This is a genomic window from Streptomyces sp. NPDC050508 (assembly GCF_040655155.1).
Classification (GTDB): Bacteria; Actinomycetota; Actinomycetes; order Streptomycetales; family Streptomycetaceae; genus Streptomyces.
Window position 1 is genome coordinate 35,314 of the sequence record NZ_JBFAJJ010000016.1, and the last position, 13,023, is coordinate 48,336.

At 69.2% G+C, this 13,023-nt stretch carries 9 protein-coding genes and 1 pseudogene; 9 read left to right on the forward strand and 1 reads right to left on the reverse strand.

What is annotated here, in order from left to right; all coding sequences use genetic code 11:
* Positions 1-29 precede the first annotated feature (29 nt).
* The gene (locus tag AB0I69_RS36175; RefSeq protein WP_363100144.1) at positions 30-1,406 is read right to left on the reverse strand and encodes an MFS transporter; all 1,377 of its coding nucleotides are present in this window, start codon (positions 1,404-1,406) and stop codon (positions 30-32) included.
* 337 nt (positions 1,407-1,743) lie between these two features.
* Between AB0I69_RS36175 and AB0I69_RS36180 the strand changes: the two genes are divergently transcribed.
* The 9 genes and pseudogenes from AB0I69_RS36180 (at position 1,744) to AB0I69_RS36220 (ending at position 12,954) form a co-directional block, all read left to right on the forward strand.
* Positions 1,744-2,481, forward strand: coding sequence for a fructosamine kinase family protein (locus AB0I69_RS36180; RefSeq protein ID WP_363099969.1), 738 nt, complete (start codon positions 1,744-1,746; stop codon positions 2,479-2,481).
* 360 nt (positions 2,482-2,841) lie between these two features.
* Entirely contained in the window at positions 2,842-3,537 is a 696-nt protein-coding gene (locus AB0I69_RS36185; RefSeq protein WP_363099970.1) for a hypothetical protein, read from the forward strand.
* Positions 3,538-4,050: 513 nt separating this feature from the next.
* Positions 4,051-5,070 (forward strand): DNA-directed RNA polymerase subunit alpha, encoded by a 1,020-nt coding sequence (locus AB0I69_RS36190; RefSeq protein ID WP_363099971.1) that lies wholly within the window; start codon positions 4,051-4,053, stop codon positions 5,068-5,070.
* A 313-nt stretch (positions 5,071-5,383) separates the two neighbouring features.
* Positions 5,384-6,103, forward strand: a complete 720-nt coding sequence (locus tag AB0I69_RS36195; protein WP_363099972.1) for a helix-turn-helix domain-containing protein — start codon at positions 5,384-5,386, stop codon at positions 6,101-6,103.
* 94 nt (positions 6,104-6,197) lie between these two features.
* Entirely contained in the window at positions 6,198-6,752 is a 555-nt protein-coding gene (locus AB0I69_RS36200) for a dihydrofolate reductase family protein (protein WP_363099973.1), read from the forward strand.
* Positions 6,753-7,389: 637 nt separating this feature from the next.
* Positions 7,390-7,821 carry an acyl dehydratase gene (locus tag AB0I69_RS36205; protein WP_363099974.1) on the forward strand — a complete coding sequence of 144 codons (432 nt, stop codon included), beginning with the start codon at positions 7,390-7,392 and terminating at the stop codon, positions 7,819-7,821.
* Between the two features lie 336 nt (positions 7,822-8,157).
* Positions 8,158-8,724 carry a dihydrofolate reductase family protein gene (locus tag AB0I69_RS36210; RefSeq protein ID WP_363099975.1) on the forward strand — a complete coding sequence of 189 codons (567 nt, stop codon included), beginning with the start codon at positions 8,158-8,160 and terminating at the stop codon, positions 8,722-8,724.
* A gap of 108 nt (positions 8,725-8,832) precedes the next feature.
* Positions 8,833-9,276 (forward strand): annotated as a pseudogene (locus AB0I69_RS36215) (glycosyl hydrolase); the annotation flags it as partial.
* A gap of 813 nt (positions 9,277-10,089) precedes the next feature.
* Positions 10,090-12,954: an ABC transporter substrate-binding protein gene (locus AB0I69_RS36220; RefSeq protein WP_363099976.1), complete on the forward strand. Its 2,865-nt coding sequence runs from the start codon at positions 10,090-10,092 to the stop codon at positions 12,952-12,954.
* Positions 12,955-13,023 lie beyond the last annotated feature (69 nt).

The following is a 13,023-nucleotide window of genomic DNA, read 5'->3' on the forward strand; positions in this document are numbered from 1 at the left end:
GGAACTCCCAGCGAGATGATCCGCCTTGTCTATGTCTCGTCGACGGGCTCGGCATGGTGGGAAGTGGTGGCGGCCGGTTCAGGGGCGCGTTGCTGATCCGGGCTCGTCATCCGCGTCCGGGCTGCCAGGCAGACCGTCCCCGCTACCGGCAGCACCAGTAGGGCGAACGCCCAGACGAACGGCGCGAGTTGACCAGTGGTCGCCGTCGACACCGCGCTGAACAGGGCCGAGGACAGGGCCAGGACGACCGTCTGGCCCAGGTTCTGCGAGGTCTGCATCGCGCTGCTCGCGTATCCCTGCCCGCCGGCCGGGGCGTGTGTGAGGGACAGCAGGGTCAACGACGGCGTCGCAAGTCCCATGCCGACAGCGGCCAGCACCATCGAGGACACGGCCGTGGCTGCGGGCACTGCGGGCAGCACGCACAGTACGGCCAGGGCAACCGCGGCTGCCATCACCCCGGCGCCGACGGCGACGAGTTGGTGCCGCGGTACCCGGTCCTGCAGGCGTCCCTGCAGCCAGGACGCCCCGGCCCAGGCGAGCGCGGCCCCGGTGAAGGCGAGCCCGGTCACGACGCCCGGCACCCGTCGCGCCGTACTCAGCATCAGCGGTACGAACGCCTCAAGCGTGAAGTACGCGCCCGAGGTCAGCGCCCGCAGCAGCACCGTGGCGGGCAGCCCGCGCTCGGCCCGCACGGTATGCGGCGGCAGCAGCCGCGGGGCGAACAGCACGAGCAGTGCCAGTCCGGACACCGTGCACACCACATGTCGTACGTCCCAGGCGGAGACGCCGTACTGCGTGAGCGCCGCTGCCGCGCTCACCGCCAACGCGGCGGGCAGGGCGGGCCGCCGCACAGGTGTCTCCGGCTCTTTCGTCCCCTGTGCTGCTCCGGCCTGCGGCGCCTGCCCGCGAAGCAGGAGCACCGCGGCCGCCGCCGGAAGCAGGGTGAGGCCCGCGAGGCCGAAGAACACCGCCCGCCAGGACCACCACGCGGCCACGAGTCCGGCGAGCGGCGGACCGGCGAGTGACGGCACGATCCAGCAGGCGCTCATCAGGGCCAGGGCGCGGGCGCGCACGTGATCCGGGTAGGACTCACCGATGGCCACGTTGACGGACACCGCCACCAGTCCCGCCGCGATGCCGTCCGCGAAACGTCCGAGGGCCAGCTGCCAGATAGTGGTACTCGTCGCGGAGACGAGCAACGTCACTACGGTCAGGACCACCCCGGCCGTCAACGGCCGCCGGGCTCCGGCACGGTCCGCCCACGTCCCGCCCAGCACCCCGCCGAGCAGACTCGCGGCGACGAACGCCCCCGCCACCAGCGGATACAGAACAACCCCGTCGAGATCTCTGGCGGCCACCGGCAGCAACGGCATCACCGCCAGTGCGGCGAACCCGGTCAGGAACATCACCGCCGCGAAGCTTGCCGTGGCGGTCAGATACGGACGGGAGAACAGCCCGGGCGGAGGAACAGAGGCGGCGAGTACAGAGCGGCGGCGGGGCACGGGCAGCAAGGTACGCACCAACTCCGGCCATAGCCAACGCTTTTGATCCCCACGGGCTCGGTCTCAGATGCCGCCCGCGTATTCCTCGCACCGGTGGCATCGCCTGGAGCCGACGCCACGTTCTTCAGCGATGTACTGCCGAAGTGCAACGGTTCGATGTGACCGACGTGGAGGGGAGGATCATGAACGCGATGTTCTCTTCCGCCCCCGCCCTGCGGAACGCCCTGCCGGAGTTGATCCCGTGAACGCACGCTGGAAGAACCTGCCAAGCGCAGTCCTCCCGAGGGTTGTCGACGCCCTGCCGCTCTCCGGCGGCGCGGTGAACGACGTCTGGCGCGTGACCCTCGCGGACGGAACGGCGTACGTCCTCAAGGGCTCCCTCCACGCGCCGGCCGGCCTGTTCCCGCTGGAGGCGGCCGGCCTGCGGGCACTTCATGAACTGGCGGGCACCCGGACTCCCCGGGTGTTCGAGGTGAGTGCGCACCACCTCCTCATGGAGGCGCTCCAACCGCGACCGGACACCGACGAGTTCTGGGAGTCGGCGGGGCGGGCCTTCGCCGCACTGCACTCGGTGAGCGGTGACCAGTTCGGCTGGGACACCGACGGATGGCTGGGCCTGCTCCCGCAGGAGAACGGCTGGGCCGCCGACGGCCACGAGTTCGTCGCCGAGCACCGAATCCTCCGCTACCTCCGCGAGCCCAAGGTCCGCAGCGCCCTGGAACCGGCCGACCTGGCGGGTCTGGAGCGGATCTGCGAGCGCCTTCCTCAGCTCGTCCCGGTGTCCCCCAGCGTGCTCAACCACGGCGACCTCTGGCGCGGCAACGTAGCGGCGGACCCGGCGGGCCGGCCCGTTTTCATCGACCCCGCAGTCTGCTGGATGTGGGCCGAGGCCGACCTCAGCATGATGTACTGCTGCGATCCTCCGCCGGACTGCTTCTTCCGTGCCTACGAGGAGGTCTCCCCCCTGCCCGACGGCTGACGGGACCGCATGCCGCTGCTGCACCTGCGCGAACACCTCAGCGTGCTGGCCCACTTCGGGGCCCACGGTGACACCGTGGCACAGGTCCGGGACGTCGTCCGTACCTGGCTGTGACGTTGTTCAACGGCCCCGGCATGTTGGCCTCCGCCGGCCCCGGGAAACGGGTCGCGTGGACGCATTGAGGAGTCGTGACGGGTTGAAGTGGCCCCACCTCGGCTCGTGCGGTGAGACGGTTCTTGGGCTGTCCGGTAGGGGCGGTGCTGTCGAGATCGGCTCCGAGTCATTCCGTTTGGCTCGCGCCAAGGTGAGTGGGCGCAACCCTCCTGGGCTGTTCCGAGTCGAACCTCCCAGGGAGGCGCGATGGTCGGCAGGACTTGGGAAACTGGGCGACGGGCGTGGGGGCTGGCGGCCGCGGCGCTGCTCCTCGTCCTCGGCGGAGCTGCCGTGCTCGCCGTGCCCTATCGCCACAGCCTTTCCACCGTGCGAGCCTACGAGGCCGCATCGCGAACCCGGGGTATCCCTGCCGTGGTCAGGAAGCTGGAGGACCACTCCAACGGTCATGGCGGCGACTACTGGTTGGAGGTCGCGGGTCCCTCGTCGGTGTCCGGCAGGATCAGCCTCGACGACTCCGGCCCCGTGCTGTCGAGGCTGCGGAAGGGTGACCGCATCGGGGTGGTCGTCTGGCACGGCCGCCGCACCGACATCACCTTCGACGGGCGCGTTCAGCAGACAGTTGAGGCGCCGACGATGACTCCGGGTCTCTACCTGGGCGCCGGCCTGAGCATGCTGGCCGGCGGGGTCCTCGCGCTGTACGCCGCCGTCTGGCTGCGCCGCGGGATGCATGAGCCGGCCCGGCGCCGCGCCACAAACGGGCTCCCGCTCACCGGCAAGATGATCGCCGGAGCCTGCGTGGTCACCGTCGTCTCCGGCATCGCCACTTCCGACGAACACGAGAGCGACCCCCTCGGATTCGTCGTCACCTGGCTGATCCTCGCCCTCGTCAGCCTCGCCGTGTGGGCGGTGAGACGCCGGATCCGCAACCGACGGCCCGGCTGATGGTCCCAGCGCAGGTCAATCCACCAACTGGGGCCGCTGAAGGCCAACATGCCGGGGCCGTTGAACGACGTCACAGCCATCCGTGCCTTTTCTTCGGCTGTCGGTGGTGGCCGACGGGAAGAGGCTGATCGGGTATTCCGGGTCGGTGTTGTTGCGCCGGTGCGTGGACCGCACAGGGCTCACCGAGGCGCTGGCGAGGGTGCTGCCGTCCAGGACGGCAGTCGGCAGTCGGGACCGTGTGGGGGTGCTGGTCCAACTGGCGTGGCGATCGTGCTCGGGGCGGCGAACTCACCGGAGGCCGAGCAACTCCGGCTCTGTCAGCGGCCGTTGGTCGTGGCTGCGGCCTTGGTTTCCACCGCCCGGCTGCAGGAGGAACGGGGCCCGAAGTCTCCTCGCCGGGTTGGAGTCGGGCGGTTCGGCCTCTGCGGAGACCGCATCACCTCGTATCGCCCCGTACCCTTCGTGGTGTCTACGGCGTCAAATAGCGGGCGCCGAAAATGGAGGCAACACCCCGTGCTCATCGCTCAGCGTCCGTCCCTGACCGAAGAGGTCGTCGACGAATTCCGTTCCCGGTTCGTGATCGAGCCGCTGGAGCCGGGCTTCGGCTACACCCTCGGCAACTCCCTGCGTCGTACGCTCCTCTCCTCGATCCCCGGTGCGGCTGTGACCAGCATCCGGATCGACGGCGTCCTGCACGAGTTCACCACCGTGCCGGGCGTCAAGGAGGACGTCACCGACCTGATCCTCAACATCAAGCAGCTCGTCGTCAGCAGCGAGCAGGACGAGCCTGTCGTGATGTACCTGCGCAAGCAGGGCCCGGGTCTGGTCACCGCCGCCGACATCGCGCCGCCGGCCGGTGTCGAGGTGCACAACCCCGACCTCGTCCTCGCCACGCTCAACGGCAAGGGCAAGCTGGAAATGGAGCTGACCGTCGAACGCGGTCGCGGCTACGTCTCCGCCGTGCAGAACAAGCAGGTCGGGCAGGAGATCGGCCGTATCCCAGTCGACTCCATCTACAGCCCCGTGCTGAAGGTCACCTACAAGGTCGAGGCGACCCGTGTCGAGCAGCGCACCGACTTCGACAAGCTCATCGTCGACGTCGAGACCAAGCAGGCCATGCGTCCCCGTGACGCCATGGCGTCGGCCGGTAAGACCCTGGTGGAGCTGTTCGGTCTCGCCCGCGAGCTGAACATCGACGCCGAGGGCATCGACATGGGCCCCTCCCCCACGGACGCCGCCCTGGCCGCCGACCTCGCCCTGCCGATCGAGGAGCTGGAGCTCACCGTCCGCTCCTACAACTGCCTCAAGCGCGAGGGCGTCCATTCCGTGGGCGAACTCCTGGCCCGCTCGGAGGCCGACCTGATGGACATCCGCAACTTCGGTGCGAAGTCCATCGACGAGGTCAAGGAAAAACTCGCCGGCATGGGCCTGACCCTGAAGGACGCCCCGCCCGGATTCAACCCGACCGCCGCCGCCGACACCTTCGGCGCCGACGACGTGGACGCGGGCTTCGTGGAGACCGAGCAATACTGAACGCTGCACAGCGCCAGGCTTAGTGGTCGGCTCCGGAAGTCCTTCGGGGGTTGATCATGCGGCGAGGCGGAACGAGGATTCTTCCTGATGATCGACGGCGTGCCGGTCGAGCCCTGCCAGCAGATTGTCCAGGCCGGAGGTGGTGAACTTCCCTGATGCGGCTGGGCTTCCACACGCGCCTTGCGGGCCTCGGGCCACTGGCCGCGGTCAGGTCGAGCCGCGCCGATCTTCCGCGCGCATCTCGCGCGCTCTGGCCGTCCGGACGACGTGGCACACTGGCGGCTCAGGCAGCGGTGAACGGGGGTTGATCCGGTTGGGTCTGGAGATCGAGAGCCGGCCGTCGGAGCTGCCGTACATCGAGCGGGTATGGCGCAGCCGCAGCATCGAGGTCGGCCGGATGACGTCGATCGCGGCGTCGCACTGGGAGCTTGTCTTCTGGGAGCACGACGGCAAGGTGCAGGCGGCCGTGCTGGGCCCGGAGCCCAGGGCCTGTCCGGCTCCCGTTCCCAAGGACGCCACGTTCTTCGGTATCAGCTTCGCTCTCGGCACCTCGATGCCTCACGTGCCGATCGGCCCGCTCGTGGGTGGCAGCGCGGAGATCCCCGACGTGACGCGGCGCTCGGTGTGGCTGAAGGGTTCCGCCTGGCACGTGCCCGATTACGACAATGCGGAGGCGTTCGTGCGGCGCCTGGTGCGTGAAGGCATCGTGGACTGCGACCCGATCGTGCCCGCGGTGCTCGGCGGCGCGGCCCCCGATGTCTCCGAGCGGACCCTCCAGCGGCGTTTCGTCGCGGCGACGGGCCTCACCCGGGGTGCCATCCGGCAGATCCACCGCGCCCGCGAGGCGGCGGTTCTGATCCAGGAGGGGGTGCCGGCGCAGGACGTCGTGCACGAGCTGGGCTATTTCGACCAGCCGTACCTGGCGCGTTCCTTGACCCGGTTCATCGGCCGGACAGCTACTCAGCTGAGTGCTCCGGACAGGGCGGAGCCACTGTCGCTTCTGTACAAGCCCTCCTCCCCTGTGCCCGCATAGCCTTCCGGACGTAGCCGACGGTGTCGGTCCGCCCGGCCGGAGTGCTGTTCGCCCGGGACCGGGCAGAGGACCCCGAACTCATCACGGAGGAATCATGCGCAAGGTCGTTTCGGGTCTGTTCGTCTCGCTCGATGGTGTCGCCCAGTCGCCGAACGAGTGGCAGTTCGCTTTCGACGAGGAGATGGGTGCGGCGCTGGGAAAGACGCTGGAGACGGCCGACACGATTCTGCTGGGCCGGGCGACCTTCACCGAGTGGGCCGGGTACTGGCCGACGGTGACCAGCGGCGAGGACGCCGGCTTCGCCAAGTGGATCAATGACTCGCCCAAGTACGTCGTCTCCTCCACACTGGACAGCGTGGACGACTGGGCGAACAGCACGCTCATCAACGGTGATCTGGCGGCCACGATCGAGGAGCTCAAGGCGGGCGAGGGCAAGGACATCACCGTCGCGGGCAGCCCGACGCTGGTGCGTTCGCTGCTGGAGCAGGACCTGCTGGACGAACTGGTACTGCTGATCCACCCGGTGGTGGCCGGCGAGGGCCGCAAGAAGCTGTTCGCCGACGACGCCCCCCTGAAGAAGTTGCAGCTGGTGAACGCCCTGCCGACCAGCAGCGGAGTGATCATCGCGACCTACCGTCCGACGCGCTGAGCGTTGCTCGGCGCGGGCGGGAGCCCACGAGACGCCCCAGCAGCAGGAAACGGCAGACGGAAACCCGGTGCGCCAGGCTTTGGCCTGTCCTGATCCACTTCTGCCGATCGGCCTGCCTGCCTTGCCCGTTGCCGCCGCCCGCCCGATAGTCCTGCTCACCTCGTGGTTGAAACAGGTGAGTCGTCACACTTTCGGCCCTGATTGGCTCTCGGTCCCGCCCGCGGCGACTGCTGGTACGAGCAGTCGCTGCACATGGTCGGCCTCTTCGCCTCAGACCGTGTCACTCCCCATTCTGGCCGCTGCACTGCAAGCCGCCTGCAGGGCACAACAACGAGCAGCCGGACCGCAGAGGTCTGTGGGCCAGCCCTTTGCCAGCGCCTTCGGGTCGCCGCACAGCGACCGTAGAGCTGACGCAATGGATCGGCGTCGACCTCCGCATGGAGTTTGCCGCGAACAGGCTGACCGGCTCAACGGGGCCGAGCAGCACGGGGCTTGGAGGCCGGCGAAGGCCCACGGGGCCATGTCTCACCGGATATAGCTGATACAACGGCACGAACCTTTCGTGAACCCGGTTCAGGTTCCTGGTCGGTGCCAGACGGCAGTTCCCTGTCCGCGCGGACAATCGCCCCCGGCTGTCGTGCCGCCCACGACGACCACCACGCTGAGCAACGTGGACTTCAACGCACCGATCCAGAACCGCTGTTTCGAGGACTACGTCCCGGGTTCGGTGTACGTCTACGGCAGCATCACCATGACCGAGCAGGACATTCTGCGGTTCGCCGGGGAGTTCGACCCGCAGAACATCCACAACGCCGACCACTTCGTCAGCAAGGTCGCGAGCCCGGCTTCCCCGGGCGTCGACGAGCTGCGCTGGGTCCGGCCGGTCCGACCCGGTGACAGCCTCTCGATCCGTACGACGATCCAGGAAGCCCGCGTCTCCCGCTCCAAACCGGACCGCGGCATCGTGCACACCGCCGTCGAGGTGCTCAACCAACGCAGTGAACCCGTGCTCACCATGACGGCGATGAACATCCTGCTGCGGCGCGTGGGTGTGACCGCGCTTCTGTGAACCCTCGTACGGGCTGCGGAGTGCCCGGTCGTCAACGTCCGTACTCATTGCCGATGCGCGGTCACAACCGGGTCCTGGCCGGGACGGGCCGGGACCCGCGAGCGGGAGAGGCGGCCGGGTGCCGGGGCCGCGGGTCCATGATCTCGTTGTGGGAAGGATTCTTCGGCAGCGTGTCGATCGATGGCCCTCCCGTTCGACGCTTGGGTAGAGGCGCGACCCGCGGAGCAGAATCCGGACGGGCCGCGGCTCTGTGATCAGCACGTGCTGTCTATTCGTCGACCAGTGGTTCGGGTTGCCGGCTGCGTAGCCGGCTGCCGGACGTTCCGAGGAGAAATCATGCAGATCCGCGCCCGTATGAGCATGAGTGCCGATGGCTACGTGACCACACCGAACGGGTGGCCCGCCCTGACTGCCGACCCCGCGTTCGTCTCCGGCGAGAGCCACGGCATCCGGGAGTTCCTCGAAGGCTGCGAGGCGGCGCTGATGGGCCGCACCACCTTCGAGCCCGCGCTGACCAACAACCGCTGGCCATGGCCGGACCTCGACGTGTTCGTGCTCGGCTCACACTGTCCGGACGGCACCCCCGATCACGTCACCACCGACAGTGATCCGGCGCGGCTGCTGGAGAAGCTCCGCTCGGCCAACCGGGGCGGCGACGTCCACCTCATCGGGGGCCCGCAGACGATCGGGACGTTCCACTCCCTTGGCGCACTCGACACCCTCGAACTGGTCGTACTGCCGCTGCTGTTCGGCGGTGGGACGCAACTGACACCCATGCTCAGTCCCGACACCGGGCTGACCTTCCAGCGCGAGTGTGCCCTCCCCGGTGGCTCGGTGGAGATCGTCTACTCCTGCCGGGGCAGCCGCACTGAACTTCCAAGCAAGCCTGCCAGCCAACGCTGATCTCGGCCAAGACACAGGCCGCACAGGTGGGAGATGCCGAGTCTACGACCGCCGGTGGACCGCGGAATCGCCCACCGACGGTGCCAGGAAGCGGCCCTTCTGTACGCGGACGCCACCGGTGAGGCCCGCTTCATCGCCCCCATCACGGCCGACGCGAAGAACAGCTCGACCTGGATCGCGGGCGGCCGGCACATCTGGGTCCAGACCCACGGCTACGCCATCCGCAGCGGCGACGAGTGGACCAGCGTCTACGACCTCGACGCCTGGCGTACCGCCACCGCCGTCGCGGCCTCGGGCGGCAAGGTGTACGCGGCCTGGTGCGGCCCCTGCAACAACCAGGGCTTCGCCCGCGCCATCTCCGTCGGCAACGCGGACGGCACCGGCTGGCACGACATCACCCTTCCGGCCACCGGCACGGACGGCACCGTACCCAACCGCTACCTCAGCGGTTTCGCCATCGACCCCAAGAACGCCGACCACGTCTACCTCGCGGTCAACGGCTTCTCCCGGCACTGGACCAAAGGCCCCGGCGCTGGCGTCGGCCACGTCTTTGCAGCACCGCGCACCTGGCGCTGGCGTACTACTACCACCCGGTCGCCAACTGCAGCGCCGCCACCTGCCAGTTGGACGTCGGGTATCTGTCCTCGACCAACGGTCTTCAACGAGGCGATGTACACGCCGACTTCGGGCCTCACCGCAGCGGCAGGCACCGCCACCGCCACGACCGCCACCGCACGTGACAACGCCCTCTCGGCCCGTCTGACCGCGATCGCCTACGCACAGTGGCTGGCCAACGGCGGCACCGGAGGCGGCGAGGACAGCCCCTGACCGACACAACAGACCATGAACGCAACGGCTGCCCCGGCAGTTTGCCGGGGCAGCTCCGCGCCACGTCTCCTGGTCCGACAACACCCTGGGCGCACGCGCAGCGCCCCGAGCGGCGGCTTCGGCGGCCGTACTTGGACGAGGATCACTGAAGGGTCAGGGACCGATCACCCCACCGGGATAAGGGAGTCGAGAATCGCACAGGACCCGCATGAACGTTGAGGACGGCTTTTCCGCTGGTCGGGCACAGGGGGCGATCCCGTGTGGAAGTTGCGAGAAATGTCGGTCGTTGAACTGCTGGAACAGTGTGAGCTCAGGAGGCTGGCCAGTATGCGCCAAGCACCCCGCAACGACCCAGTCGGGACTGCCGTTCGAGACGCATCCTTCAAAACCGGAAAGTGTATAGCCGCTCGTATGCGCATAACGCAAAGGTAATAGCCATACTTACTCAGTAACTAATGAATGCCCGGATACCACCCGGGGCTCTCTCCGTCCGCCTCTAGGCTGCTCGCCCCTTGCCTGGATGCCCGGAGGTCTTGAGTGCTGCAGCGGCTGCCCGAGGACGAGCAGAATCTCGTCCTGCCCAGTGGATTCGACGAAATCGTCCGTGTGGTCGACCTCTATGCTGCCGACCGGCAGAGCGGGGTACCACGGCTACGGCGGGCGTCGAGCCGCCGGCTCCCCGCGCTGCTGTTCGCACGCGCGCCCCAGGAGGTCGACACCCCGCCCTCGGTCGGCTCGCCCCCCGAGGGCGAACCCGACCCGAGCGCCCTGGTCCGGGCCTATCGGAAGCGGCTGCTACGGCCCGGTCCGGGCGAGGCGCGCCACCTGGCAAGCCTCGTTCCCCACGCCCTGGTCGACGAGGCGCAACTGGCCTGCGAACCCGTACCTCAGGACGGTTCGCCGGCGGAGGACCCGCACATCGTCCTGTTGGACAAGGTGGCGCGCCGACTGCGCGCCACGATGCCGGACGGGGCGGGGGCCCTCCGCCTGGGCGAGTTCGAAGTCTGCCTGTCGGTGCTGCGCTGCCAGCTACCGGCCGACGCGATGGACGAACGCACGGCCGTACGGAACCTGCTGTACGGCAGGCACGCCTGGACCTTCGGGCTGGGCGCGGAGGTCACTCGCCTCAGCGAGGATCTCGGTCCCAAGAAGGGCGCGGCCCTGCTGCGGGCGGCGGCCGTGCCGGTGGCACTGCTGTGGCGCTGGTGGTACGGCGTACGACTCAACCACGGCCCCCGCCGCCGCTGGGTGTCCGGCATGCTCGGCGAGACCGGGCACAGCTTCCTCGATGCGGCGGTTGCCCTGCGCGAGGCGCACCTGCGCGCGCGGGCCGCGGCCACGGGCGAAGCACTGCATCCGGCCGCGGGAGCCGCCGGGGCCCGTGACGCCGCGGCGGTCCGGCAGATCCTGCTGACCGCACTGATCCGCGACCTGGCTCGGGCCTCCCGGCCCCCGTTCTGGAGCCGGCGCAGGCCACGGCGGCCCTGGTCCTTCGTCGTCCTGCTGCCCGACGTCGGCGCCGCGGGAACACCCAGCCGGAAGTTCCTCGACACCTTTGCCGACGTCGCCGAGGACAACCCCGACTGCCCGCTGCTGGTGCTGGGCGCCGCCACCGCGGACGTCCCCCAGTACGTCGTCCGGCACGCCGGACAGGACGATGTTCCCGCTCCGGCCCGGGAGATCGCCGCGCTGTACGCGTCCGGAGCCACCGGCCGGCCGGGCCAGGCCGTTCACGCCTTCACCCTGCCCCGCACTCCCGACGGCGGCAGCGCCGCCGACCGGCTGGCCGTGCGCCCCACCGTCCGGGTACGGGGCAGCCGTCACCAAGGCTGGGCCCGCCCGATCGCGGCCGGTACCGCGCTGCTGCTGGTGGCGGCCGGTAGCGGCTACGAGCTGTGGCCTTCGGGGGCACCTGCCCCCGTCGACGACAGCAAGGCCGCCCCGGTCGCGTCCTGCCATCGCGTCAGGACCGGCGAGGTCGTCGGCCTGACCGACGGCACCGACGGCTGCGACCTCGCGCACGGCCTGTACGCCTCCCAGCTGCGGACCCTCGAACACACCATGGGCAGTCAGAACGCACAGGTCGACCCGTCCAAGCCGTACCGCACCCTCGTCTTCTTCGCACCCCTGAGCGTGGGGTCGCAGTCCCGCCGCACCGTGCCGACCGGCCTACAGATCCTGCGCGGGGCGCTGCTCGCACAGAAGGAGGTCAACTCCCTCAACCTCAAGCACCAGGTGCAGGTGCGGCTGCTGGTGGCGAACGCCGGCGAATACTTCCACTACGGCTCGCTCCACGGCCTCAACACCAAAAACCTCAGCCACACCGACGTGTCACGAATGATCGTCGACCGGGTCGCACGGGACCACATCGCCGCCGTCTTCGGCCTCACCCAGAGCCGCCCCGAATCCCTGCAGGCCGCCATCGAACTGGGCACCCGGGGAATCCCCGTCCTCGGCACGGGCGTCACTGGGCAGCCCATGGTCGAGGACTCCCCCGTGTCGTACTTCCAGCTCTCGCCACCCGACGAACGCGTGGCCCAGATCATGGCATCATTCGCCGGCCGGTCCCCCCAGCTGCACACCCTGACGAAACCCGCTCCCGGCCACCCCGCGCCGACCGCGATCGTCGTCTTCGACCCGGACGACACCTATTTCAGCGCCGACCTCAAGGACAAGTTCACCTCCGACTACGCCACGGCAGGCCCGGTGCGGCTGGTCCCCTACCGGGAATCCGACGGCGGCAGCCAGACACCCGCCGTCGCCGCCAACGTCTGCACCCTCGTCCGCCAGACAGGCGGCTTCGTCCTGTACGCCGGCCGGTCCAGCGTCATGCACGACCTCTTCTACTACCTCCAGGGCGACAAGAACTGCCGTACACGCGGAGGTCGTGTGCCGGTGCTCGCCGAGAGTCCGGCCCCGGACCTCGTCCTCCACCCGGAGCTGATGTCGCAGAACTACGGCTCACTCACGCTGTTCTACAGCCAGTTCAGCCTGCCCGACGCCAACGGCCCCTTCGCCCAGGGCTTCCGCAAGGCATTCGCCGTCCACACCGACAGCGACGCGGCGGCGGGCTACGACGCCCTGAAGATCCTTTTCGGGGTCATGACAGATATCTCCGGAACCGACCCGGACTTCAGGCCCAGTTCGGTCGTCACCTTCCTCCAGTCACCCGGCGTCAAGGACTACGTCGGCGAGTCAGGCATCATGACGCTGGGCAACGGCGCCAAATACCCGCGCGGCAAGGAGGTCCACATCCGGGAGATCACCTCGGCGGGTACCACGGTCACCGACCTGACGTGCGGAGCACTGGCCGCGAGCAAGGACCCCGTCACACGCTGGGGCCCCTCCGACCAGTTCGCGTGCCCACCGGAGACCGAGCCGGGCGTCGGTCCCACCTCGTGATCGGTACCTCCCCGTGCCGGGAGGCGCCCACGCGACCTGGCCGCCGCCCATGACGTGTCAACCGCCCGG

Excerpts from the sequence above, each read along its gene's own strand:
- AB0I69_RS36175 (WP_363100144.1), bottom strand. The coding sequence starts at position 1,406 with ATGTTCCTGACCGGGTTCGCCGCACTGGCGGTGATGCCGTTGCTGCCG.
- AB0I69_RS36185 (WP_363099970.1), top strand. The coding sequence starts at position 2,842 with ATGGTCGGCAGGACTTGGGAAACTGGGCGACGGGCGTGGGGGCTGGCG.
- AB0I69_RS36200 (WP_363099973.1), top strand. The coding sequence starts at position 6,198 with ATGCGCAAGGTCGTTTCGGGTCTGTTCGTCTCGCTCGATGGTGTCGCC.
- AB0I69_RS36210 (WP_363099975.1), top strand. The coding sequence starts at position 8,158 with ATGCAGATCCGCGCCCGTATGAGCATGAGTGCCGATGGCTACGTGACC.